This is a genomic window from Streptococcus sp. 11-4097 (assembly GCF_018215285.2).
Lineage (GTDB): Bacteria > Bacillota > Bacilli > Lactobacillales > Streptococcaceae > Streptococcus.
The window spans coordinates 443,757-470,477 of record NZ_CP185262.1 but is presented as its reverse complement, the minus strand read 5'-3'; the positions used below and the strand labels follow the sequence as shown (position 1 = coordinate 470,477).

General features: G+C 41.6%; 21 protein-coding genes. All 21 read right to left on the bottom strand.

Translation table 11 applies throughout. The features are described 5' to 3' along the window. Positions 1-21: 21 nt before the first annotated feature. Positions 22-816 (bottom strand): ParA family protein, encoded by a 795-nt coding sequence (locus KB197_RS02440; RefSeq protein ID WP_060971034.1) that lies wholly within the window; start codon positions 814-816, stop codon positions 22-24. A gap of 169 nt (positions 817-985) precedes the next feature. After that, entirely contained in the window at positions 986-1,576 is a 591-nt protein-coding gene (locus KB197_RS02435) for a hypothetical protein (RefSeq protein ID WP_060971033.1), read from the bottom strand. 12 nt (positions 1,577-1,588) lie between these two features. Next, entirely contained in the window at positions 1,589-2,890 is a 1,302-nt protein-coding gene (locus KB197_RS02430; protein WP_421127983.1) for a CHAP domain-containing protein, read from the bottom strand. 75 nt (positions 2,891-2,965) lie between these two features. Continuing rightward, positions 2,966-3,223, bottom strand: coding sequence for a hypothetical protein (locus KB197_RS02425; RefSeq protein WP_212573692.1), 258 nt, complete (start codon positions 3,221-3,223; stop codon positions 2,966-2,968). A 17-nt stretch (positions 3,224-3,240) separates the two neighbouring features. Further along, positions 3,241-5,190, bottom strand: coding sequence for a virulence factor (locus tag KB197_RS02420; RefSeq protein ID WP_060971030.1), 1,950 nt, complete (start codon positions 5,188-5,190; stop codon positions 3,241-3,243). A 9-nt stretch (positions 5,191-5,199) separates the two neighbouring features. Continuing rightward, complete coding sequence (locus KB197_RS02415; RefSeq protein WP_008809712.1) at positions 5,200-5,850, bottom strand: hypothetical protein; 651 nt, start codon at positions 5,848-5,850, stop codon at positions 5,200-5,202. Next, the gene (locus KB197_RS02410) at positions 5,850-6,164 is read right to left on the bottom strand and encodes a DUF5592 family protein (protein ID WP_053794444.1); all 315 of its coding nucleotides are present in this window, start codon (positions 6,162-6,164) and stop codon (positions 5,850-5,852) included. Before KB197_RS02410 ends, KB197_RS02415 begins: the two co-directional genes overlap by 1 nt. Before the next feature lie 191 nt (positions 6,165-6,355). Continuing rightward, positions 6,356-6,640, bottom strand: coding sequence for a BRCT domain-containing protein (locus KB197_RS02405; RefSeq protein WP_023917005.1), 285 nt, complete (start codon positions 6,638-6,640; stop codon positions 6,356-6,358). A gap of 6 nt (positions 6,641-6,646) precedes the next feature. Continuing rightward, complete coding sequence (locus tag KB197_RS02400; RefSeq protein ID WP_060971053.1) at positions 6,647-8,716, bottom strand: pLS20_p028 family conjugation system transmembrane protein; 2,070 nt, start codon at positions 8,714-8,716, stop codon at positions 6,647-6,649. A 126-nt stretch (positions 8,717-8,842) separates the two neighbouring features. Beyond that, a complete protein-coding gene (locus KB197_RS02395) occupies positions 8,843-9,325 on the bottom strand; it encodes a hypothetical protein (protein WP_008809716.1) in 483 nt (160 codons plus the stop codon). A 97-nt stretch (positions 9,326-9,422) separates the two neighbouring features. Next, on the bottom strand, positions 9,423-12,563 hold the full coding sequence (locus KB197_RS02390) for a VirD4-like conjugal transfer protein, CD1115 family (protein ID WP_125356400.1): 3,141 nt from the start codon (positions 12,561-12,563) through the stop codon (positions 9,423-9,425). Next, on the bottom strand, positions 12,556-12,807 hold the full coding sequence (locus KB197_RS02385; RefSeq protein ID WP_105025988.1) for a hypothetical protein: 252 nt from the start codon (positions 12,805-12,807) through the stop codon (positions 12,556-12,558). Before KB197_RS02385 ends, KB197_RS02390 begins: the two co-directional genes overlap by 8 nt. Positions 12,808-13,030: 223 nt before the next feature. Beyond that, positions 13,031-13,495 (bottom strand): single-stranded DNA-binding protein, encoded by a 465-nt coding sequence (locus KB197_RS02380; protein WP_105025989.1) that lies wholly within the window; start codon positions 13,493-13,495, stop codon positions 13,031-13,033. 15 nt (positions 13,496-13,510) lie between these two features. Next, the gene (locus KB197_RS02375; protein ID WP_212573693.1) at positions 13,511-14,401 is read right to left on the bottom strand and encodes an LPXTG cell wall anchor domain-containing protein; all 891 of its coding nucleotides are present in this window, start codon (positions 14,399-14,401) and stop codon (positions 13,511-13,513) included. Positions 14,402-14,421: 20 nt separating this feature from the next. Continuing rightward, complete coding sequence (locus KB197_RS02370; RefSeq protein ID WP_060971024.1) at positions 14,422-15,504, bottom strand: hypothetical protein; 1,083 nt, start codon at positions 15,502-15,504, stop codon at positions 14,422-14,424. 17 nt (positions 15,505-15,521) lie between these two features. Further along, a complete protein-coding gene (locus tag KB197_RS02365) occupies positions 15,522-15,869 on the bottom strand; it encodes a TrbC/VirB2 family protein (protein ID WP_060971023.1) in 348 nt (115 codons plus the stop codon). A gap of 96 nt (positions 15,870-15,965) precedes the next feature. Further along, the gene (locus KB197_RS02360; protein WP_105025991.1) at positions 15,966-17,789 is read right to left on the bottom strand and encodes an AAA family ATPase; all 1,824 of its coding nucleotides are present in this window, start codon (positions 17,787-17,789) and stop codon (positions 15,966-15,968) included. Continuing rightward, a complete protein-coding gene (locus KB197_RS02355; RefSeq protein ID WP_060971021.1) occupies positions 17,783-19,540 on the bottom strand; it encodes a type IA DNA topoisomerase in 1,758 nt (585 codons plus the stop codon). The genes KB197_RS02360 and KB197_RS02355 overlap by 7 nt, the downstream gene beginning before the upstream one ends. Positions 19,541-19,734: 194 nt before the next feature. Next, positions 19,735-23,952 (bottom strand): PBECR4 domain-containing protein, encoded by a 4,218-nt coding sequence (locus KB197_RS02350; protein ID WP_060971020.1) that lies wholly within the window; start codon positions 23,950-23,952, stop codon positions 19,735-19,737. Positions 23,953-23,970: 18 nt separating this feature from the next. Beyond that, positions 23,971-24,231 (bottom strand): hypothetical protein, encoded by a 261-nt coding sequence (locus tag KB197_RS02345; RefSeq protein WP_060971019.1) that lies wholly within the window; start codon positions 24,229-24,231, stop codon positions 23,971-23,973. A 109-nt stretch (positions 24,232-24,340) separates the two neighbouring features. Continuing rightward, positions 24,341-26,707: a MobP2 family relaxase gene (mobP2, locus tag KB197_RS02340; RefSeq protein ID WP_105026031.1), complete on the bottom strand. Its 2,367-nt coding sequence runs from the start codon at positions 26,705-26,707 to the stop codon at positions 24,341-24,343. Positions 26,708-26,721 lie beyond the last annotated feature (14 nt).

The window sequence follows — 26,721 nt, the reverse complement described above, 5'->3', positions numbered from 1 at the left end:
AAATATTCTATAAATAAATCTTTAAGCTAATTGATTCATAGTTTCAATAATTGAATCTAAACTATTTTGAAGTACATCAAAGAAAGCCTGATGCTTTTTGTAAATTCTAGGATTGTTCTTCATATCAATAATTGTATTATCTTTTGTAGTTTGATTAAATAATTCTTTTTGTGGAATTGGACTTAAAACATTATCTTCTTCAGCCAGACCTGCCATCAACTCTTTTGATTTAATCTTACTACTAATCATATTTGGAAGGAAAAAAAGTTTAGCTGTAATAAGAGACTCACGACTTGGACGAACAATCTCTTCTTTACGATAAGCCTCTAATCTTAATTTAAGATTCTCCTTCCCTTCCTCAGAAAAATCACTTGGAATCACCGGACAAATAACCGCATGGCTAACCGCTATTGCATTCTTTGTTGCAGTACCAAAATCTGGGCGGCAGTCGATTAAGAGATAATCATATTCATCTAGGTTCATAGCTTGATAGTTAGCATCTAACCAGTCATAAAAATAAACATTTTTATTAGGATCAGTTTCTAACTTTCTTTCAATTTCGTCCAATCTCATAAATCCTGGAATTAAATCAATATTAGGTGCTACAGATATAATGTCTACTTCTCCACCCATATATACATTAGCAATAGTACCTTTTGTAGGATAAATATTAAAATAATGTGTAAGATTACACTGATGGTCTTCATCAGCTGCCAGGACTTTATAACCTTGTTCTGCTAACTCAGCAGCCATCATCAATAACGCAGTTGTTTTCCCTGCTCCTCCCTTTATAGCTGCAAATGTAATAATTTTCATCTAACTTCTCCTTGCATTATAATTATAAACATATACCTTTCTATACTTCTATTATACCACTACACAAAGGAATCGTCAACAAAAAATACACAATAAGTTATATAACTTATTGTGTATTTTATTATATACTTAATTATCCATTTCATTATCTAAGTTCTTACGTAAGAGCTTAGCCAAATGTCGCTCCGATATTCCCGCCAATGTAGGCTTTCAATTGGATTTGATTGACTGTGGTATTGAAGTTTCCAATAAAATAACAATTCTCTTCATTCTCTTTAGTCAACACCACCAAGAATTGAACCACATCGTCACTCTCTGAAGTGCTGACTTCTAGTTTTGCCTTTTGATAGGTGTATTGATTGACTAAAATTGCCATCGCAAAGGTTTGTATCATAGCGTTATCGGTCATGGAGAGGTGATTTTCAATCGTCCCTTTTACATCAGCAAGAGTTTTAGCCTTTTGGATATCCGCCACTGCCTCATCAAAAGCCACAACAACTGCTTGCGTTTGAACCTCATCTGCTTGGCTATAGGGATGTTCCAGCTTTAATTTAGCTGTTCGATGGTTCTTTTCATCCACTGTCTCCTCTTCGACTGGAGAAACTGTTTCCTTCTTCTTTGAAGGTTCTGTCTGCTCTGTTTTAGGCTCCTCTTTTGATTTTTCTTTGGTCAGGTATTGGTAAATACCGACACCAGCTGAAGTGATTAAGAGAGCTGTTGCAATGATGAATACCATGTTATCTTTAATCCTTTTCTTCATTCTTGTTTCCTTCTATTTTACTAATTTTGGTGACTTATTATCTGGATAAGCAAAGGTCGTAATCTCCGCCTTTTGTTGGGCGGGACTCCAAATCCGATAATCCCATGTGTAGGGCTTTTTGAAATAGTCCCATCCACTGATTGGCGTGTTTTGTTCAACAATCAGGATAGAACCATCTTCAAAGACATGGCAGACGATACCTGTATGCCCATATCCGCCTCCTCCGTTTTGAGTAGAGAAGATAGCGCCCTTCTTAGGGGTCGTTTTGATGCTATTTCCGAATATAGAGGCCCAAGATGACGCCTGGTCTTTCCCGTTCCCTGAGACAGATCCAGAGTGGCCCCAAAGATGATTTCCTAAACTAATAGTTAAGTTTACACACTGGCCATCTAAGCTAGGCCCATACCCTGTCACATACCAGCCTTGAGAAGAAGCATATTCCATCCCCAAACTTTTTGGATCGATGATGTATTGTTTCAGACTAGCTGGAAGATTATCAGGACTATAGCCCCAGGCTGTTGCATCCCCTGGAACAGTTCCTGTCCCATCAGATACTCCACCTGAACTGTCATCATCGCTGCAATCAGTGTCGCTATCGCTGGAGCTATCCTCAGCTGAAGAAGTGTTGGGAGCTTCTGAAGCAGCTGTCGTTGTACTGCCCTTATAGGGTTTAGTTCCGTGAGCAGCAATAGCTTTGTCATCCAGCCACTTGTACTTCGTACCCAGAGTATCATACATAGCAAGCAGTTTAGTCTTATAAGTGCCATCTGTTGCCCAGCCACCGTCCGCAATCGCAGTTAAGGTACTCTTTCCATCTGTATTATTGATAGCGGCTGTGTAGAGGGTCTGGTGAGCCATGAACTCTGCCTTCCCTACAATCCCTGCATCATAGCTGGAAAACCAAGTATAAGCTCCGCCAGTTCCATCTCCGACGTTGGCACCTGGCTTGGTACCGCTTAAGTCAACACTATCTTCCCCATAAGTCGCAAGCGTGACTGGGAAATTACTTTTACTAGAGGTTTTAACTCCGCCCATATTGTGAGCCATCCAAAAGGAGGTACCGTTTGGATTGGAGAAGTTAAAACCATTTTCTATCATCGTCTGAGTGATAGAAGCAGACGGTAGGAAACCACCTGCTTTCCAGGAGTTGATATAGGCTTCTTCATGCTTCTTAACAAAATCATCAATCGAGCCATCCCCTGAAGGGATTTCACCTGAAGAAGTAACCTGGGTATCAGAGCTAGAGCTACAATCTTTTGAGCTACTGCGAGACACGGCACCAAATACTCCAGCCAATATACTTGTCAGCATCATCACCAAGATGATGAAAGCTCCTAGCGTGAGGCCGATTTTCCATACAAAAAGTTTCTTCACAGACTCCCTCTCTTTCTACCAGAGACCTAGGACTGTTTTTAAAAGGACATAGAAAATCAAAAAGATAATAAAGCCAATCGAAACTTTTTTCAAGCTCTTTAGGAATTCCTGATCACGGGCTTTCTGAGCCTCTAATCGTTCAGGGTCAGAATCTCCTTTAGAAGCGAAATAGTCTCGTTCCGCTTTCATTCTGGTTTTTCTGATTAACACATATTCATCAAACGCTTGCTTCTTACGTCCAAAAAATCCTAATCCATCGTTTTTGCGTGACATTCTTTCTTCCTTTCTGATTACTGGAGCCCGCCATAGCGTTCTATTTCAGGGGCTAACAACTGCTGGTTAAAGACAATATTTCCTACACTGGAGATATTCATGAACAGCTGGCCTTTTCTTAGTCGTGGTAAAGTTTCCAATTCTGATTGGTTCATAGATCCCGATAGCGCATTGGCCAAAAGCGGCACACTGGTATCATCCGTTTGAGCAAATACCCGATACTGCATCAATCCAAATATACGTTGAACTGCTGTCACATACGGATCCTTAAAAGTAGCACTTCCTGACTCAAAGAGGATGCCTCGAAGGGAATTTACCGACAAGACCACGCCAGCAAAGTTCTCACCCATGGAGTCAATAATATCTGCCAGCAGTTTTACGCTGCTTTCATACTTAGGATTTATGAGCGTTTGTGCTTCAGAAATATTAACAATATAGTGAGGCATATCCATCTCATTTTTATCAGGTGAAGCCTTCAGGGTCTGCTTGCATCGTTTCCCGTGGTTAACAATATCAGCTGAGACCAGGGATAAAACAGAGAAAATCTGCGCATTCAGCAAGTTTGGCATGGCTTTGAGTCCTGACAGGTCAAAGGTCACAACCTGCTCTCTTGAAATATCCTGAAATTCGGTTGTCCCTTCAAACATATCCGCATTGGTTGTCAGAAGCTCATTAAAAGTATTGTAAATACGATTAACAGAGCTTAGTTCAATCTTATTGGTATGTTTTTTACTCTGAAGCTTATCTTGATAGTCTTCTACATACATCACAAAGTCAGACAGAATAGGGTACTCATCCGTGACAAGTTCAGTTGCCTTCAGCTTTTCAGGGGTCAGGGTAGGATTACGAGCCCAGAGACCTTCCTCAATATAGAATTCGTTTAAAATTTGGCCAAGAGTAGTCAAGTCATCTCTAGTAGCTTCATCGTTTAACAGCTTGAAAATATTCTTGAGCTTCTCAATATGCAAGTTATATGATTTCTTCTTGTCTACCTCAGTTCCTTCTTCATTCGTTACGGTTGGGAAGACCTGAAAGATATTGATCCGATTGGCCTCACCTGAGAGATCTAAGATCAGTCCGTGTTGTTTACGGGTCTGATCGAGAAACGTGCCATTGGCATCAAAATTACGAATAAAATTCCCTTTGGCATACAGGCCATCAGTATGTTTGAGAAGGAAGGAGCGCTGGCCCATTTTAGGGTTACCAGAGATAATCATGAAGGAACGGGTTCGACGCTCATCCCGTTCTAAAAAGTTAAAGTTGACAGCTCCTCGAGTCGGCGTCCACCCGAGATAGACGCCTCGCTGATCTTCCAATTTGGTATGATTGAAGAAATAGCCACCTGCCAGATCATGAGGCTTAACAGGAATGCCTCGACGACGATTAGGAAGGTCAATCTGATATTGAGCTGGAATAAACGGAGCATGGTATTCAAAGTCTAATTCACCTGAGAGGATGGTTGATTTGAAGTTAGAGGTCTTATCCTTGATGTCCTCAACTTTGCGGAAGAGCCCTTCTTTCGTTGAGGCGGGCACAAAAATTCTCACATACATCCCCAGTATAGAAATATTCTTCTTCGTAATTTCACGGTTCAGTTCCTGCAAGTCCTTGATTTCATCTAACTCTTTCTGGTTATCCGTAAGCTTACTATTGCCAGTAATACGGGTTGATTTCTCCTCGATGGAGTCCGTAATCTCTTGACGAATGACCTTACTGTTTTCTCGGTAGATAGAAAGGAAAGCCTGTGTTCCAGGAATGAGCATCAGATCAGATAACCAGAACCGATCCAAGTCTTCTGACGGATATTCATAGAAATGAAGCACGGTATGGCAGCCGTCTCCACTCGTCCAATAGCGGTCATTTCTAGCAAAATCAATATTCCCTTGAGGTTGGATTTGGCTGAGAAAGGCTAAGTCATAGCCATCTGCTTTCAGTTGACGTTGGCGGCGTTTTGATAATTCTGGCATAAGAACCTCCTATACTTTTTCGTTCATGTTGTTAAATTGCTTTATAATCTGGATTTTCTTTGTCTTCGTCACTTCCTGTGGAACAAAGTCATTATTCCCGTAAGTCTTAGCCTTACGCACTAACTCATCAAGTTCTGATGTCGTTGGAGCAAAGAGCCAGAGTATAAACTCTGTATTGTAGATTTCCTGTTGGATGTTTTCCTCGGTTTGGATTTGGGAGATTAACCATTCTTCACGGTCTTTCAATTGCAAGTAACGTCTTTCTTCAGGAAGCAACCTCGCTTTCTCCTGACGAACCTGACTCAGATGATGCCTAAGATCCATAATCTGCGTATCCGTATTGGTGGGAAGTGTTGTGGTTTCCACCTGAATATCCGTATTAAAATCTGTCAGCCACTTTTCAAAATTATCCAAGGTACGGCGGATTTCATCATAAGACAGGGAGCCTAGGTCTTTGCCTGGGATTTCCAAAAACTGCAAATAGCCAAAGTCCACTAGTTCAATGTAAGCTTTATGATTATTAATAATCTTTTTGGTATCCAGGAGCTCGACGCAGGAGTGAAGATCGAAGTATTCCTGTTTGAATTTCTTATCTTGGCGGATTTGACGCCCCAAAGGCCGTTTCTCTTGAGAAACTGGTGAGTAATGTTTTATTGCCATTAGTGTTTTTCCTCCTCTTTAGATCGTTGGTAATTGATACTGGTATAGTGTTTACGACGGCGTCTGAAGAAAAGATACATACTCTGCCAATTCTTCTTTCCGCCGTTGGTTGGCAAAACTAAATATAGACACATGAGAGGCGTTAGGATAATAAAGGCTAACAGCTGGGGCCACTGGCTCGTCGGAAATATCTTCGTGCCAATAGAGAGAGCCACAACCGCTGAACCGCCAACAAAAACAATATCTGCCATGAACAGTCCGATGATTTTGACTTTCGCATAGATGTCCCTAGGGACACCGTACTTTTCGTTCATATTTTCTTCTCCTTTATCATTGATAATCCTAGTGTAAAGGATAATTCAAAAGCTTGCTCTAACGGGACAAGTCACCGCAAAAACTCTTTTCCAGCTGAAAGAGAATAGATTTTTATTAGCCATAAAGTTATATATTTTTTTATACATTTCATTACACACTGTCTGACAAATAGGAAGGCAAAAAAAGAGCCTCACTCCTGAGACTCTTTCACGATAGTGAAGAAGGATTCTTCAGATAGAATGGTAATCTCCTGCCCTTCCTCTAACCTCTTTAAAACGGCTTCATATTTCTTAGAGCGGCGATCAGGTTTAAAGAGATCCAGTTGCTTATGGCCCGCTACTAAAATTTGTGTTTGAGCGGACACATACCCTTGAACGATAGCTCCTCTCTCGGTAAGAAAGGCTACTGCTTCATTTCGAGTCAGTGGCCTCAAGCTTCCTGTGATGACCACCACTTTATCTTTGAGATCAATCATAGGCACTTACTCCTCTGTTTCGTCAATCTCTGCCCCTCTGATATGACTTTGGCCTTGCATTCGTTGGCCTGCCTGCTGCATCTGTTGGCTCATATAGTTCATCTGGGACATAGACTGCTGGAAGTTGCTTTTCGCAGGTGAGGGGTTTGGAGGAGTTGTTGGATCACTCACTCCCTGAAATGATGCTTCTTCTGATGGAGTTGGAGGTAACGTCGGATCCGTCACTCCGCCACTTGGTGAAAGGGAGCTTGCATCATCTGAGAAGATCGGTTCTCCACCATATTGACCTGAAGGGTTCAAAGTATAGTCACCATCTCGACTAAATCCTGGCTCAGGGACAACGGCATCATTTTTCAGCCCCTTATAGACTGCATTTTGAGCATTTGAGGCTTTCTGATCAAGATTATCCGTCACTCCGCCCATATAATCTTTAATCTTGCCAGCTCCCTGTTTGGCCATAGCATCCGCCAAATCTACGGCATTACTTACACCGCCTTTGGCTGTATTCCAAATGCCTTGATCTCTCACAGCATTAGCAACACCACTCAAGCCACCGCCTGTCGCCGCCAGGCTATTGCCAAGAACTTTACTACCTGTCACCACGGCACCTGGGACTTTCTTAGCCATATCTACACCGAATTGACCAGCGCCAACCGCTCCATGAGCTAGGGCACCTGCACCAGTCGCAAAGGCATTCCCCATCATCATGGCTCCAAGAAGTTGTTGTGCGGTGTCGCTGTGACCTGTTGAGACTCCCAGCCAGCGTTCAATCATGCTCACTCCTTGCATAGCTGCAAAGAAGACTCCGATATAGACAAGCCCAGCAGCCAAACATTGTTCCCACATATTTAAGCCATCGAAGAAACCACCTGATAGTTTGGTAATAGCAGAAACAGATAGGGTAGGAAGGTCACGACAGATCTCCAGCGTCACACGCATGATGACAACTTCAAAGAAGATACCAGCGAAGGCTCCACCGATTGTCCGAAGCAGCTCTTTATACTTCTTAGAATTTGAAAGGGATGAATACCCCTGAATTGGCGAGATCATTGCTTCAATGACGATGTCAAAGACTGACTTTACAAACTTTATCGACATACTCACCAAGAGGATGATTAAAATGATATATTGCATATACATTCCAATCCAGTTGACCTTATAGCGCAGGTAGACTGACTCAAAGGCATTTAAACCTTTAGCAAATCTATGTTCTGTGATTGTTTCGACTCCTACTTGCTCAGAATCTAACTTATGAAGGAATAATCCTTTAATTCCTTCATAGCCAAATTTTTTCTTGTATCGTTCTTGTACTTGTTTTAGCAACTCGCTATTAGTAGCTCCGTATGTAGCTCCAAAATCAATCCGAGTCGCAAAATCAGATGTGTCTCGTTTGTCTGTGCTGTCTGTAATATTATTGACAGGAGTTGATCCTTTCTTAACAGGTTTGATATAACCATAAGAGTCCATAGGGAAGAGCTCCGTTGAAAAGTCATTATCAATCAAGACTTTCAAATCCACTACGTTATTTTTCATGGGTTGTATTGCTAGAGAAGAATATTGTTCACTTCCTTTTGGTGCTTCACTAGAAACAGTCTGAACAGACATCGCATCTTGCGCAACAACAGTAGCTATCGAGGTCAAGGCTAGCGGCATTACAGCTGTAACAAAGGTCACCAAAAGAAAATTGGTGATAACTCCTTTGTATTTAACAGGCTTTGTAAAGACTCCAGTTATAGCTGATACAACCAAAATTAAGCTAAACACCACAGTCCCCAGCACCTGGAAGCCTCGGAAAAACTGGCCAATAACCGTGTTAGAATCTCCCAAATAACCAAAGAGGCCAAAGAGTTTGAACATGTTATTAAAGACATGTTCTAAGCTAGCTGTAATTTGATATAAGGCTTTACCAATCCCACCTGGAATATAAGCTATAAAAGCCATAAAAGCAGGGGTAGGCTCCAGGTAATTACTCCAGTAAGAATAAAACTGAGCCAATTTTTCTGCTTTATCGCCGCTAAGATCACCGTCAGTACTTCCAATCTCCTTCATGAGATCAGAAAAAGTTTGGTAATTCAATAAAGGCACCTACTTTCTTTTTTAGATACCTTTATCATAAAAGATAATCAAGATACCCGCTCTAAGAGGACAAGTCACCGCAAAAAAAGGAAGCCTCAAAATCGAGACTTCCTTTTTATAACACAACTAGTCAGCTTTCCCAGTGAAATCATAAAATGCATTTCCGTCTTTATATCCTCGACGTAATTCAATTATGCGAATTGTTTTCCCACTATCCGTGAGAACAATTTGATAAAAAGCTTTATCTTCAAACTTATCAAATTCCCCAACTGCAATCGTGAAATTATCTGTACCTTTTAGCTCGTTTTCCAATTCATCTAAAGCACCTTTAAACGAGGAAGGCAATTCTTTTACTTGTTTTTCCGAAAGAACTTGAAACTTATTCTCATTATTAGCTCCGTTAGTAATAACATGATTTTTCTTATCAAATTTCAACGTATCTCCGCCAGCTGAGAAAGGATATTCATAACCAGCTTCTTTTGAGTATCCAGTGTAACTATCCTTCAATTCTGTTTTCATAATATCTTCAGCGGATTTTTGGCCGCAGGCCACAAGGAGCACAGCCATGAAACCTAGCAACATAACACCAAATATCTTTTTCATTTTCATGAGTACTTCTCCTATCTTTTATTGAGTTTATTATAGCAGATATATCTTATTAATGCAAAAGGTATATAACTTATTATACAATTCTTTGTACCTCATCTTACATCACATCATCTGCAAACAGATCCTCATATTCATCCATATCCTCATACTGATAGCCGTCATAGAGAATTTCTTCAGCTGCAGCCGCAATCATTTCAGCTGGAGAGGAGAATTGCTGGTTAGGAGACGGCTTCCCTTTTTGATAGCGAGTCGCTAATTTGGCTGTTTCCCCGCTGTTTGAGCCAATCCGATTGCTTAGTGCTCTCCGCCAGTCAATGATATTATCAAAGCTCCTCTGAGCTCCTACAGCTATTTCTTGTAGGTCAAGATTGCGGTGCGGACTTTCCACTGGAATATCCGCAAAAGTCATAGACTGGTCAAACTCTTCCTGAAGGAACATGTATCGATACGGAAGACTGGTCTTTTCGTGCAAGAAGATTGGATCTGTTGTCACTTTACGGCCTGCATTATCCCGTCCTTTGACTCCACGCAGAATGACCGCTTCTCCCTCTTGGAGCTTGGCTAGCTGAGTTGGCGTCAGCAATTCCTGACGTGGGTTTTCAATCGCCACATTTGGATTGGCTTCATCCAAAATATTGCTAGATCTGCGGCGTTTGGTAATTGTGCGATAGCCAAGCGCTTTACTAAAGGTTGAGTTCGTATCTTCAGACGTAGACTTGATATAAATCTGAAGCGAACAGTTATCCTTGATAGTTTTAGCTGTGTTCTCACCATATTTATCAGTCAGCTGTTCCAAGTTTTGGATCCACAAATAGTATAAAATATTCTGTCCCAAACAGATGGAGATTTTTGTATCCATGTGAGGGATGGCAGGGATATTGGTAAACTCATCCAGAATGTGAAGGATGCGGTTCACACATTTTCTCCCAGCGGACAAAGCCAGCTCATAATTAGCATTAAAGAGCTGGTCAAGAAAGAGCGACACAATACTGTTGTACTCGGTACGATTAGGCGGTGTCACCAGGTAAATGATGGTTGGATTATCAGAGTAAATCAACTCAACATCTTCTTCCTGAAGCAAGTGACCTGCTTGTTTATCAAGCACTGTTACTTTGATAGAGTCCAGAACTGGTTTCTTGGTGTACTCATCCAAATAGATGACATTGCTTTGGTTGCGATAGACCTTTTCAGCTGAGAAACGATAAATCTCCTTTTCAAAACCAAGGCCATTATTCGGATGGTTGAAGTCAATCGTAACGAGAAATTGATCTGGCAATTTAGGCTCAATAACATAGGTTAAATATCCTTCACCATCGACCAGAGCCGCCGCTTCCTTCACGTAGATGCCCTTACCATCCGCTGAAGAGATGGAGACCTTAGCTGTTTGATGCGCAAATTGATTAGAGATGGCGTTAGCTGTACTAGATCGAAACTTTACGGATAAGCGACGTGGGAAACCGATAGACTCCAAATCAATCGAGTTTTTGGAGGTGAGCTTGGCGATATTGTCTTGCAAGAATAGGTTAATCCCTGACATCATGCTTGAGTAAACATTGCCCTTGGTTTCTTCAGCCGCAAAATCGGACGACCTGAAGTTGAGGTCAGCCATTTCCCGAAACTTCGAGAATTGACGTTGATTGATACTTCTCAGATTATCGAAATAAACCGTAATTTTGGATTTTTTTGTCAACTGTTGGTCTTTCATCGGGTTCTCAACTACTTCTCCCATTTCATCCACCAAGACTTCTTCAGATCCTAAGTCCGTCAAAAATTTGGCGATATTTCTAACGGTCACAGTATCCCAGGCATCAGTCTCTCCATTTTTAAAAGTCTCATTAGCTCGATCAATCAAAGCCATCGCAATCGCATTGAAAAGAGAGATAGAAGTGTCTTCCCAATATTTAGCATTTCCGTTCCCCATACCTGGCTTAGTCTTACGGTAAATCGCTTCAGATACTGCATTGACACGAGTTTGAGTTTTTTCATAGTAGCCCTTTTTAGCGGCTGCAACCGCTAAAGCCAAAGGATTATAGGACATTGACCAATCCATGTTCTGAAAAGACAAGACATTGACATCATAGCCACGGCGGCGCATCGTCTTATACGAGGACTGATAGTGCTCTCCTTTTGGATCCCCAAGGATCATTGAGGGTGGAATGGCTGCTCGGCTGTTAATATCCGTAGTTGTTGTAATGGCACTTTCTCCTTTTCCAGAACGGGTTGACCCAATCCCCAATAAATTAATAGGCTTATCCTCGATGTAGTAGTCCCCAGAAGGAGTCGCAAGCATGCCTAACACTCGCTCAGATTTGAGTAAATAACGGCTAAATCTGCGATTTTGCCAAAGCATTTGGGCTCCTAGAGTAAGTCCTGATAAATTTTTTCTAGTTTCATGAAGAACCGGCGCACCACCTTCACCTGGGAAGATTTCTGTCTTGTTCGGCACTTTCTTATATTGTCCGTGGACCTCCTTAACCGTCGCAAAACGATCATCTCCTTCCTCGTTGTTATTGTAACTGCGATATTGCTCGAAATTAACCCAAGCCGATTTCCAGGCAATAATCAAGCCAACAATCAAAAGCGGAAAAGTAAGAATAGGCGCTAGGACAAAGACTCGGACGTTCAGGAGATTTTGGATTAAGAGGCTGTCCGTATCAAATTCAGCCATTTGACTATTGTCTTTTAAGGTCATCACTGCAAAATAAAGATAGCGAATAGCAGCACGCAAAACCGTCACTCCATAATTAGTAGTCATAAAAGCAATCAGACTGAAACCCAGCCCCATGAGGACTAAGCTACGGTAACTATTGAAATACAAGATTGGCTTCATCTCTTTATCAAATCGCTTTCGCTCTTGTTTAACAAAAGGCAAAAGATAGACTATCCGAAAAAGTAAATTTCCAAAGAATAAGAAAGTAAAAGCTGGGATGACCTCCACCAATCGCTTGATAAAAGTCAAGATACTGTTCAAGAACCCTCTCCAGTTAATTTTTTCTTTCCCTGTAACAATTGCTTTGACCTTATTCCATTTTTGGACAATTCTTATCTTGATAGTTGCTCTATTCTGATAGGCTTTTGTGAGTTGCTTCAAAACTCTCCTGATTGATGGTCGCTGCCATTTAAACACCTGGAAAAGAAGATAGCCTAAGAAAGCTACAATAATCAGCAAGTTGAAATAATTGACTTTGACCAGCTGGATGATGGTGTAATAGATCACCTCCAACCAATTATTATTCATTCACTTCACCCCTTTCTATATCATGAACAATCTTTCTGTCATAGAAACTGGAATAAAGAAAGATTTTGAAGCGTAGATCTGGACTGGCTTTTTGGTAGCGATACAAATAATGATGAAGCCAATCTTCCAATCCCAGCTGGATAGTTGCCAGAGAGCAAGTTCTCCCCTGCTTCAGATAATTTTCAGCCTGAAGAGAGTCAGCCATCAAATCATCTGCTATTGGTTCTGTCTGTTGTTTTGCCATAGGCAAAACTCCTTTCTTTTTGATTTACTCCTTTAGTGTAAGGGATAATGAAAAAGCCTGCTCTAACGGGACAAGTCAGAGGAAGCCCCTTCTCCAGGCGAAAAAGGAACGCCCATTAGTAAATAAGTTGTTATATAACTTTTTGTGCAACTTATTATTTAATTTTTTGTTCCATTCAATAAAAATAGCACCTGGCTTTTAAAGCCAAGTGCTGCACTGAACTTTAGAAAGGTTCATCAGCATCCATGGGGATAGGGTAAGCTGAACTTCCTTCAGCTTCTTGATGAGTTGGAGCTGGTTCAGACTGGAAAATATTAGTTCCTGGAACTTGAGCTTGACGACGCTTGACCGCTGCATCTTTACTTTCTAAGAAGGTGATCCCGTCAAACTGTGCAGGAGCAATATACTGATAAGAGCGGCGCTGACCGCCTTTACTGGTATAGCTCCGCTGGATAATTTCTCCCTTCAGCAAAATAGGAGACCCTTTAGAGAGGCTTTTTGCCATCACTTCTGCTTGTTTCCCGTACATTTGAACGTGGAAGAAGCTAGGCGTCGGCTTGCGGTTCTCATCCAGGAGACTGGAGTCACACACAAAATCAAATTTGAAGCTGACATTCCCATTAGAAGTTTTACCTACTGCATCTTGAGGAATATCAGAGACACGGCCATCAGCTATAAATGTTTGCATAAGCAATTGTCCTTTCTAGACTTCTTTAGCCTCACGGCATTTCTTCAGGAAGAAAGTAACTACACCCAGCAACAAGCTTCCAAGGACAGTCAATAGACTTCCTTTATCTCCTGTAGATGGAAGAGTGGTCATCTTTCCTACTTGATCTGTAACTGAAATTGTTTTATCTGAATTAACTGTAGCGCCAACTACTTCAGGAGCCACCGTTTGAGTGGAACCATCCGCAGTCGCAATCACGACTTGGCTATTTTGTGTAGAGACAATTTGATAGCCCGTGTTCGTAAAAATTGGTTCAGTCGGAGATACGTTAGAAACAACTTGACCAGTCACCTGGGAAGTTGTTCCTACCTGACTAGCTCCCACGCTGGCAGCTGTTTGAGCAGAAATAGTAGGGTCATTAGTTGGGGTATTGGTATTTGGTGTAATCGTAGCTGTACCGCCGTTAATCGTTGGAACAGTTGTTGGCTCATCCTGACTAGGAGGGGTCACAGGATCTTTTGATTTAGGATCTTCAGCAGTCTGACCTTTTCCATCAGCTGGAAGCGTTTCTGAAGAAGATGTTGTGTTGCCTCCTGGCTTAGTTGGTTCCTCCGTTGATGTTGGAGGGGTATTCGAGTCACTTGGTGTTACCGTACTTGGAGGGGTACTTGGCTGTGACGGTTCAGATGGTAGCTGAACTCCTGGGGTAGTCGTTCCATCGACGGGATTCGTTTGATCTGTTGAAGATGGGGTTTCTGTTGGCTGCGTCACACTCGTACCTGGTTCAGCTGAAGGGGCTGGAACTGTTACTGAAGGACTGGAAGTGTTATCTACTGGAGCGACATTCTCAGCAGCAAATACAGCACCTGCCTGACTCAAAATGATTGTAGAGATGGCTAGACTAGCTAAAAGTTGTTTCTTTTTCATAAGATATGTTCCTCTTTCATTTATTTTTTGGGCTTGAGATAATCTGTTTCTTTCGGTTCTGTTATGACCACAAAGCCGTAAGTACTAGATTTATCTTCTTTGACAGAAAAACTCAAGCGGTGATTTGAAGCTTCTTCACCTTGTTTAACAGATAAAACATAGGTTGCTTGATAGCTTTTCTTTTCAGCATCATACGTGATTTTTTCTAAGATGACAGACTGCAAAGTACCCTCTTTAGGAGTGGTGTACTTAGCATCTCCAGCATCTAGGAACGGGGCCAGAGCTTCCTTATTTCCTGAATAATAGTTTGGCAGGAAATAGCGATTGAATACATCTACCTGGTGTTCAGTAGCTACTAAGTGTTGTTCTTGCTTCAACTCCTGGTAAAGATACTGAAGCTGCTCGTTTTGTTTGGTTAGGCGGCTGATAGATAGCATTGACAAGCTCAAAGCTCCTGCCGTCAACACCCCTATCACTCCCAGCAGGAGATAAACTTTTTTCAGATTTACAGGCTGAGGTGTCACCTGTTTTGAAGAAGCCATCGCTTGAGGCTCCCGTGGAGTTGTAAAATAGGAACTTTTTACAGGTTCCATCGCTTCACCTTCAGCTGGAAAGAGAGGGAGGGCCGACTCAGGAATACCTAAGCTTTGCCTATAAATAGGGTACACTTGATTTTCAAAGTATTCCTTTTTATCTGAATGAGTATAATTTCTAAAAGCTTCATCTGTCATAATCGCCTGGATTAATGGGATAAGCAAATTTTGATAGGTTTTGCCAATCACAAAGGGACTGGCAAATACTTCTCCTTCGGAAACAGCTTCTTTCCCTTCCAGGTGACAAACGGCTACCTTCTGAAAAGCAAATTCTCCATAGGCTTTTTTCAGTTCCTGAAAGAGTAGCTCTGCCGTCAAAAAACTCACATAAGGAAGAGAGTCTTCAACCGAAATCTGTCCTTCTGGCAGATAGCTATTATCTAACCCTTCAATAATGCCAAGCAGTTCGTTGTCATCCTCAGGAGATTTACCTTCCTCCCAGGTAAGCTCTAAAAACAAGTCATCCGTCATCAAGCATTTTTTGTTTTTTTGAAACGGGCTAAATGCCATAGGTTCTGACTCCTTTCTTAGTTTTTCACAAAGTTAAAGCCCCACTCCACGATACTTGGGCCAGCAGCTACTGCGATAATACCAATGGCAATAGCCACCCAATGTTTTTTGATAGCAGCCTTCATTTCGCGACCGCCCAGACCATAGGCAAGCCCAGTCGCTACAATAGCCAGACCAAAGGTGATAATCCCAATTCCCTGGATCTTTGAAATTCCCTGTTGAGCGAGATTTTGAGTTTTTGCGAATGGATCATCTGCATAGACAGGAGAAGCCAACAGCCCAGTCAAGAAGAGAGATAAGATCAGAAAAAAAGGTTTTGTTTTTTGCTTAACGGTTTGAAGAGTGTTTGTCAATTTTTGTTTCATGTGAAATCCTCCTTAAAATTATTGACATCTTTAGTGTAAGAGATAATGAAAGTTTTCGCTGTAAAGGGACAAGTCACTGTAAAAGAAGTATTTTTTTCAACTGAAGAGAACTTCCAGGGGCTCTGTCACATCAAAATGAAGTTGGCGCTGATCGACACGGTGACTGCCATCTGGAGCCTCGCCCTCTACCCAAACATGGATATTGTAAGATTGAGTCGTTTTATTGAGGTCTAGGCTTTTAGCAGAAATAGGAGCCAAGACTTTCCGCTTAATCAAACGTTCCAGTGGACGGGCCCCATTTCTAACATCTGTTCCCACGTCGGATAAATAAGCAATCAAGCTAGAGTCATAGGATAGAGTGAGATTTTGGCGTTTCATCCGCAACGCAATCTCTGATAGATTTTTCTCCGCAATTTCTTCAATAACATCACTTTCCAGCAGATTGAAAATCAGTTTATTTTCAATACGATTTAGATATTCAGGTCGGAACTCTCTCTGGAGTACATTTTCCATACTGCGTTCAAACTGTTGGCGTTCCCGATCTGTCAGATTTTTAAAGTTGCCTTTCAGCTCCGCCTTATCAATGATTTTCTTCGCTCCAACGTTTGTCGTCATAATCACAATCGTATTTTTAAAACTCACAAGGCGGCCTGTGGCATCTGTCAGACGACCATCATCTAAGACCTGCAAGAAGAGATCAAGCACCTCACCATCCGCCTTTTCAATTTCATCCAGCAATAGCACACAGTAAGGTTTCTGTTTGACTCCTTCAGTCAGCTGGCCCTTTGTCCTGGTTCCTCTATTACCAATCAGTTTGGCAACGTCTTCCTTCTGTTTATATTCAGACATATCAAAGCGCAGCATGGCATCTTCATCATCAAAAAGTGCCTCCGCCACTGCTTTTGATAATTCAGTTTTTCCGACTCCTGTTGGGCCAAGAAAAAGGAAAGATGAAATTGGTTTATTTTCATCCTGAAGCCCTGCTTGAGCAATCGTAACAGCATCTACCACAGCGTCAATAGCTTCATCTTGGCCTTTGACCCGTTTCAATAGCTTTTCTTTAAAGCCAGCGAGGCGTTCATTATCACCTTTTAGAATGGTGGTAATCGGGATCCCCGTCTTATTCTTCAAGACTTGGGCAATTTCTTTTTCGGTGACCAGCTCTTTGTTTTCGGCTGAGGAAATAGTGGCAGCCTCGTCAATCAGATCAAAGGCCTTGTCAGGCAGGAAGCGGTCTGTAATATAACGAACTGAGAGCCTGACTGCCGTTTCTACGGCAGCTCGACTAATTTTGATGCGATGAAAGTCTTCATAGATTACCTTAGCTTGATCAATAATTGTGATCGCTTCAGGAATTGTCGGTTCTTCAACCATAACTTTTTGAACCCGCCGTTCCAAGGCTCGGTCTGTTTCCACGTAGTCGTGAAATTCGTCTAATGTGGTAGCCCCAATTAGCTGGAGCTCCCCACGTGCTAGGGCTGGCTTGATAATATTTCCAGCGTCAAGAGACTCCCCGTTTTGGCTTCCCGCCCCAACAATAGTATGAAATTCATCGACAAAAAGGATATTTTGGCCTTTGGTAGCAATCATTTCTTGAATGATATTTTTAAATTTAGGAATAAAACCACCGTCGTCACCACTCATTAGACTGGAGAGCTCCAAAGAGCGGACAGTTAAGCCTTTTAGATCATTTGGCACCTGATCTCTTAAAATGGCTAAAGCAAGCCCTTCTACAATAGCAGTCTTCCCAACGCCCGCTTCTCCAACCAGAATTGGGTTATTTTTAGTGCGCCTGCGAAGAGAAGTAATGACGTTCTGGATTTCCTCATCTCGTCCGTAAACCTCATAATCTGCTTCTTTTTTAGCAATTTTAGCCGATAAGTTATCCGTGTATTTTTCCAAAAATGGAGTTTTCACCATGTATCAGCCCTCCCTTCTTTGGCCTGCTCAATTTGAATTGTTAATTTATCTTTAATTGCATTTACAAAATCACGGGGATTGATCGCTCCCTCGCCAATCTGGGAGAGAAAAAGCTCCCAGCCTCCTGTCGTTTCAGGATTGGAAAATTCATTATCCCATAGATAGTTAATCAGCAAGTACCCCTTATCTGTCGGAAAGAGCTGATCCGTTTTCTTATCCTTTTTCACGTAACCACGGGATTGAATTGTTTGAATAACTGCTCCACGTGTCGCCTGTGTTCCTAGACCATATTTAGGAAAGACTTGGCCAATCAGATGACTTTCCGTCAATCGTTTAGGCGGCTTTGTAATACCGTCTACAATCGTTATCTGACAAGCTACCGGATCATCCAACCGATAGTTTGGCAACTCTACATCTTTCTTGATAGGCAGATCACTCCATTCTATCCAGCCTGGTTCCAGGGTTCGTTTGCCTTTTGTTTGAAAGACTTGCCCCTTATTTTCCAGCTGAACCGTCGTCGTTTGATACCGACAGTCAGCCGCAAACATCAAAATAGATCGTTTGACGACTGCCTCATAAATCAATCGTTCATCTGGAGAAAGGCTTAGGAGATTAGGGATATTCTCCGTTGGGATAAGGGCATAGTGGCTGCTTTTAGCCACTTTAGCAGGATCTACATAAAAATCCCTAGGCTCTAAGAAAAAAGGCTTAAAATGGCAATGAATAGTGTCCTGATAGCTGGATAGGTACTGCCTCAAATAATTAAATTCATCTTCAGTAATAAAACGACAATCTGACCGAGGATAGGACAAGTATTTTTTCAAGTACAACCCTTCAACCAGCCTCTCTGTTTTCGTTGCTTCAAACTTCCAACGTCTAGCCGCATAGCTTTGTAGGTCAGAAAGATTGAAGAGTGCTGGAGCAGGCTTTGCCTTCTCTTCAGCTTCAACTGAAGAAACGAGAGCAACATCAGCAAGGCTCCTGGAAAGCTCCAAAACTTCGTCGCTATCGGTAAATTTATCCTTATTAGTAAAGATTACCTCATTTTCTTTATCTTCAAGCTGAAGTTTCCAATAGGTTTGTTGGACAAAGTTTCGGATGGCCAGATCATTCTCGCAGATCAGACGAACGACTGGGGTTTGAACACGGCCAACTGATAAACTGTTTCCCTTTGCTTTAGGGAGCATTCCCTGTTTCTGAAGGTTTAGCGTGGCCATTGGAGATAAATTCATCCCTACCAGCCAATCACTTTGTGCTCTAGCTTCAGCTTCTAAATAGAAGCTGTAGGTTTCTTGAGGATCCCTCATATTCTGAAAGGCTCGCTGTAGAGCTCTTGTTGTCATGGAATTGACCCAGAGACGCTTTTTAATTTTCGCTTTACCTTCAGGAATATGAGATAAAATGGAATAAGCTATTCTCTCCCCTTCACGGTCAGCGTCCGTCCCTATAATCACTTCATCCGCAGCCGTCACCTCTTCATAAATTCGTTTAAACATTTCTTTTGAGGTACGGTCTTTTTTGAGAAATTGTTTAAAAGAGACATCGACCAAGGGGAGTTTAGTTAAATCCCAATTATTTTTTGGAAGTCCATATTCAAATAAATGACCTTCAGCGGACACTATATGCACTTCACCTGAAAGAAAGGGTGTCTGTTTGATAATATGAACTTTCTTTCTTGTCGTGAAGGTTCCTAGTGCCTCTGCATAATCTAAGGCTTGACTTTCTTTCTCAGCCAGAATAACTGTTAGCATCTTTTTCTCCTTCCATTTGTTTTACTTCTTTAATGTAAGGGATAATGGAAAAACGTGCTCTAAGAGGACAAGTCGCTGCACTCAATCTTTTCCAGCTGAGAAAGGCGCCTTTTTTATTGTTCACTAAGTTATATAACTTAGTGTGTATCTTCTTGAACAAGAAAAGGCGCTCCGCATAGGAAGCACCTTGACTGTTAAGGCTTCAGCCCTTTAGTTGGGCTTTTGGGAAAATTTGGCGATTGCCCTCTATTTTTGGGAGGTTCATAAGGTTTTGTGTGGTGTTCAATATGCTTAACCATTTTTGAGACGGTCTGATGGATCCGTTTCATGGACTCTGCCAGCTGCTTATCATCCAACTGTGTTAGATTTTTAGTCCAGCCAGCCATGTAATCGATGGCAGCCTCACTCGTATCTAAGCCAAAATGCTTCGACACCAGGTGACTGGTCATTTCAGCTTCTAGTTCCTTACGAGGAGTTGACACATCTTCCTTGTAATGAGCGGTAAATTTGGGATTATGGAGAGTGGCATGCGCCAACTCATGAATAGTTGTCGCAATTTGTTCTCCAGGTAAATTATTAGGGTTCAGGAGAATTTTTTGTTCTCCTGGATAAAAGGCCCCTTTAGCATTTCCCAGCTCATGAACCTCATCCCGTAACAGACGAACTCCTAAAGTCCCTGCATAATCACATAGACCATCTAATACCTCTTTCGTTTTTACTTGATCAGTGTCAAACTGGTATTGACGGTTTGGCATAGCCTTTGGATAACTCTCTGGCTTCAAGGTTGTTTGAGAAAGTTCAAACACCTTGTAAGTGGTGAACTTAGGCAGCCCTGTCTCTTGGTCTCTCTCCTGGAATTGAACCACCTTCAACTTTCCTTCCTTCAGCAAAGCTTTCTCTTGAGTGGTCGCTTCTGAAATCTTCTTGAACTTCGGATTGCCTTTACTGTTCTTAACCTGGTTTCCCTGATCATCCAAGACGGGGATCATTTTAGCCATGAGAGGACGGAACAGAGTAATCTGTGCCTTCTCACCTGACTTCACAGACAAGCCCTGGTGAATAACTTCTTTCGTCTCACCTGTCCGCTTATTGGTGTAGGTGTTCCTGGTCTCAATGACATCTTCAGGCTTAATCCCTAATGTTTTCCCTAGTGCCTGCCACTGGTTATACGTCGCCACTGCATTGGCCCCTTGCCATTGATCCTGGATAAGCGCCACGTTTCTTGGGGAGAGCTGTGGAAATTTACTCATGAAATCCATATACTCAGCTAAGGCTTCAGGAGAACGGGTAAACTCCCTAATTTTTTGAAAGGCAATTTCACTCAGTTCATGAGGCGAGACCAGGCTGTAATCAATTTCTCCTGGAGACTCTTTAGCCGGGGCCACTTCTTCAGCAGCTTTCTGATTATCTGCTACAATTTCATTCACCCGTTGTTCCAGCTGGCCCTTTGTTTCCTGCTTAGGAGAGCGAAATTCTTTTTCTTCAGCAGGGGAAGCTGTCAGATCTGTTTCTGGAGTAGCAAGTGAATTTTGAGGATTGTTAGCCTCATGAGAAATTTCTTGATTAAGAGCCAGATTTTCCAGCTGAGAAAGGACATTCTCATCAATGTTAGCTAGTATTGGTTGACCTTTTAGACGACGATAGCCCAATCCTAGCATTTGTGAAATTGGCTTAGTTTCATCACCAATATTAAATCGAACCCCCTCTTTAATCATCTCTCCCCCTGGAGCATAAATATCAAATTTGATTTTAGAAATATTAGCTTCAGTATTGTTTTTGGTTTCTTGATTAGCCTTGTATAGCTCTCTAGCAAAGTCTTGATAAGAAACTAGGCTATGTTCTTCAAATTGTAATTTAAGATTATTCTCCTGTTCTTCTAACCACTGAAAACGTACATGATAATTATTATTATAAATATCTTCTAGGCGCCATTCTTGATAAAAACTAGAGTTTTTGTCAAGTAAACCTAATTCTTCTGCTTTGAGAACAATTGTATTAAAATCTCCTGAAGATACATCTGATAACTCTATATACTTAGCCCAAGCTTCCTTAGCCTCTTCTGGTATAGTCACACCGAGTTCTACAAAGTTGCCTACATTACGTGCGTCATCTAGTACTTGTGTAAAAATAGCTGCATCAATATTTTTTTCAACTGGAGATAATGTGGTTTTTTGTTCTTGACTTGGTTCATTTAAAGAGGACAGTTGATTTTTTAGATTATCTAACATTTCTTCTCCACCATCTGTAACGAACTCTTCATTGATTGATAACTGTTCAATTTGATTATCCCGTTCTCGATAAACACCAAGAATAACCTTTTCATCTAGCGATTTTACATTAGCTGCAAGCTCTCCCTTGAGTTTCATGAGAGAGGCAGGGATTTTTTCACCTTCAGCGTCTTTAAACAGCAACAAGAAATCTTCATCTTTTGCCTTGATAGCTTCGCTCATATTGAGATTGTGTAATTTCTCAACACTGCTCAAATCATCCAGAACAAAGGATTGTGGCTCTAAAATGTCCTGAAACATTGGAAGAACCTGCAACTTATCCTTAATTGCATTACTGACTAGCATACTGTCATAATGACCTTGACCAGTCGCAAAATCTTCTAAGAAGTCAGCAGCTCCTTTTCCTTCTTCAAAAGGTCTAATCCCTGAAAGATGGATAAAGTTTTCTTTTAGGAAAGTTACTTGAAGAACGTTTTCCTCTCCATTATCCGCATAAACAAAACTGATTTTACTTCCAGCCAGTTCGCTTAAGTACCAAGACGCCGTGCTTTGAATTGACGGCGCATATTGATTCAAGCGCCTCAAATCAGAAGGTGTAATTGGGTGATAATTTCCTATCCGCCGTTGCACGTTATCATAATTTGTGCTAAAATGAAGGTAAGGATAGGATGATGTCGGGTGACTGGTAACAGTTTGCTCAAAGGTGCTTGTTTCAAGTACAGGTGTGGGACTGCCTTCAGCTTCTAGCTGTAAAGACCCCGTGCCACCACTGGTCCTATCAATCAAGCGCTCCTGACTTTGTTCAGGGGCTTTTTCTATGTACTCCAGTATTTGTGCATCTAAACGATCAATCTCTTTTCGGATAGACGTTGAACTATCCGCAAAATAAGCATCCCTTTCCAATATGGTACGTTTTGCGAATAACTTGTCTAAATCAGTCGTTATAAATCGTGACATTTCTTTTTCAAATTGCCATGCCTGTAGTTCATGGTTAATACCTAAATCTTCCCGAATTTTTTCTGCTAATTCATCTTCCCATTTTCCATGTAATTTCCAAACTGGCTCTAATGGATTATTAGAAAAATTTTCATTTTCTACTGTTTCTACTGATAGAGCTGATAAATCAACTAACGGTTGTTCATTCTGAGTTTTCAAGACGTCATTCCAGTCTGTTTTATCTTGTCCTTGCTTTAGTTCAGGCAAATCTACAGTAACAGCTGCTCCTTTGGCTTTCAGTTCCTCAACGAATGTTCTTCCTGCGGTATCATTATCCACCGCAAGAGTAATCATATCAGTATGTTTCCCATCCGCAAAATACTGACTGTCAATCGCTGTTTGGAGACCCTTAGCTAGTTGTTCAGGCGTCCAATTTAGCGGACGGCCTGATAATTCTGATTGAAGCTGGGCCAGATGACGACCAATCGTAGCTTCTTTAAGACCATCCATAGATACAAGCCGAACGTCTTGTAAAGTATCCTTATTGATCTCATAATAGGACATTAGATCAATTGGGCTTTCAGTGAAGATGAGACGATTAGGCTTTCCAATATCCACATGCAAGCCATCCATTCCATCAGAATTTCTGATAATATTTTTGGCAAAGCCACGACCCGGCCATTTATCCCGATTTTCTTCAATGCCTTGTAGGGTAGCTCCTGTAATTTCACCTGAAGAAGTCAAGGTTTTAAAAACAACCACAGGCTCCACACTGTTATTCAGCATCGCATTAGCCTGGGCTAGAACACCTTTTTCTAAAAAGAAGTCAATCGTTTCATCAGAGAGACCACGATTTACTTTTAAATAATTTCTGGCTTCTACAAAGTCCTGCTCATACGGTTGAAGATGATAACGAAATGGCTCTTTTTCCCTCTCGACAGCAGTAAACTCTTTGAAGGTACCATCATTGAGATAGTCAATTGCTTGATTGAAATTGATCTCTCTAATAGTTTCTACAAGAGCAATCACATCCCCGCCTTGATGGCGGGAAAACCAATTCCACTTGTTCTTATCAGGTGAAATTACCAGAGAGTCGTGTTCTTTCCAGCGATAGTCTTTCCCATCTCGTACCAATTCCATATTCAATTCATTGGCGACATCCAGAATATCTCTGGAACGGGCAATTTCTACTCTTTCTCGACGGCTGCGGCCACGGTTTCCTTGAGGTTGATTTGTTTCTTCTGGCATAATAGCTCCTTTCTTGTATTAAAAAGGTTCACAGATCGGCTGGAAAGGTTCTTCTTCGGCCTCTAAAAACAGTTCTTTTGGCAGCTGAACCAGCTCCCCTACTGCAAGTTCTTCAAAATCCTTGGGATTGGCCTGGTAATCAATCGTCATTTCAAGATCGGCATTTTTGCCTTGACCCTCAAAAAGGACTCGGTGAGTCTCACTATCCAGCGCTTTGACAAGCCAATCAGCTTCAAAGTCAAAGTCTTCTATTGTCACACTTGGAAAACATAGCTTCATGATGTTTTCTCCTTTCTTTTGTTTTATTCTTCTAGTCTAAGGGATAATGAAAAAACTTGCTCTAACAGGACAAGTCAACATAAAAAAAGCCATTGGTTGCCAATGGCTTTTAACGACGATTTTCACGGCGTTCTTCCTGTTCTTCTCGCTCATCACTCCTAGCTCTTTCCATAAGGGCTTTTTGACTGCTCCTTTGAGCTTGATTGAGAGAAGCTGTCAGATTTCTCATAAAGCTAGTATCAACCTTCAGGCTGCCCTGTGTTTGTTGGATGGTGCTACGTCTGTTTTGTTTTTGAGACTGGATCTGTTTTTGTACCGTCTGAAGAAGAGCTTCTTTTTGTCCCTCTTCTTCAGGTCGTAATTTACCATACAATTCTTTCAGTTTGGAAAACTCCTTTGCATTGAATTGTTTATAGACTTTGATTTGAGCTTCATCCGTGGTTTGGGCTATCTTCTGATTGGTTTTATAAATCCCATGTTTCACCTGGAAAATGGAGATTTGTGTCTCCAACTCTTCCTTGTAATCCTGCTTGGAAATAGGATAACCTTTCAGCAACATTAGGATCCCCTCATCCTGGAGTGGTTTCAACGCTTCCAGCTCTGATTGTAGGTGTCGGATAGGAAGTTGGATAGTGCCCCTATCTGCTTTAGAAATAGGGAGATTGACGCTCTCTACAAACTGACGGCTCAGTGATTGTTTTAGTTCCAATTCAGACTTAGACAAGCGATAGTTTGGTGTCAGCTGTAGTTCAACTAGTTTTAGTTCTGTGGCCAGTCTTTCTTGTTTTAACTGGAGAAAAGGCTGATCAGACCGTAAAGGCTGCACCTGGTGAAGAAGCTTTTGACTGACTAGTAAAGCCTTTTGACGCTCTTCTAGCTTACTTAACTTTAGAGCATAGCGAAAGGTCCCCAGCTCCTGCCTTTCTTTCTCCGTCTGATTTTCTTTCTTTTTGGCCGCATCAACAAGCTCCTGTAGTTCAGCTGAAGAAAAGAGAGACAATTCTTTCAAAGACAGCCTTTTAGTCAGGATATTTTCTTCCATCTGTTTGATGTCGTAAACATAGCTGGTCTCAAAGCTCATTTCTCCAATCCCATTTCCATGTTTATCATACTCTTTATAGACTGGCTTTATAATTTCAATCGGCTGCATCCCTTCCTTGGGACTGTAGCCTTTTTTCTCCCAGGCAGCTAAGGACTTTAAGTAGCTGGCTTCTGGAAACTGCTGGAGAATACGCTTTTGATTGCCTTTAGAAAAATCTGGCAAATTTTTTTCCAGCTGAACGTCTTCAATCTGCGGGGCCGCTTCTTTAAAAGAGCGTAGAATACGATTTCCTAGCCGTTCTCTCAATTCCAGTTCCCGCCGATGGATCACACCTTCTAAGTCATAGCCTTTGGCCTGTTTTTCTGATCGTACCGTTTGGCCATTCACCTTTCGGACACGTTCATACGTTTGATTTTTTCCAGCTAAATAAGCCCTATCATAAAGTCCCAAGAAGTTTCTGGTCTCCTCCATAAACTCCTGATAAAGTTCTTTCCCTTCATTCTGTAAGTAAGAGTCAATATATTTATCCAGGAAAAATTTACTAACCGCAAAGTCTTTGGCATTCGAGCCATAGCGCCAATTTTTTTGGAGCGGCAAATGATTATATGCCTGCTCCAGAAAATTTTTCTCAGCTGAAGAAGTCACCTGTTGATTATGAAAAACTTGATCAACAAGATTGGATTTTAGGTTCGCCAAAATCTGCTCTTTTCTGATGAGGCGCTTGCGAGTCTGATCATTAAGCAACCCGTGAAACACATCACTTTTCAGTTTTGAAATGGTCTTCTGCGAAAAGTTGCCTTTATACTCCATCCGCCCTCTCGGTTGATAAAAGATTTTTTCACGGGCACTTTGAAGCTCAGACAGCCCAAAATGGACGTGAATATTCTCCGTATTCAAGTGAATGTTGGCCCACCAAAAAGAAGAGTCTGACAGTCCTTCTTTAGCAATCACTTTCGGCAAGGCGTCTCTTATCACCGATTTGATAGCCTGCTGGTCAACCTGACCCGTCGCAATATCATATAGCCCCTGTTGGGCCAAAAAGGCATTATCAAAAGAGATTACTCCCTGCCAAAGAAGGGAGCCGTTTTGACAAGCTGTTTCAAGATTTTCCTTTAGCTCATTGACCTTGCTTCTTTGAAGATAATTCGCATCTGCTGTAAAGATAGCCGTTAGCTCCTCTGATTGATTTTCTGTCGCATAAGAACGGTTCATATAACTCAGGTAGTCTCTAAAATTGAGATTGAGTTCAGGAACCGCTGCCTGCATGGCCAAAACTTGTTCTTCAGTCAATCCTTCGATTTCTTGACGATGAGTTTCAAGAGCTAATTCTTGATCCTGTTTGACTGCTTCAGAACGGTTTGTGTAATCTACAAATCCACTATTTGCCTCCGTGTACTGCAACATAAATGTCACGGCTGGACTGTTCATTTCCATAGGCATTTACAGCT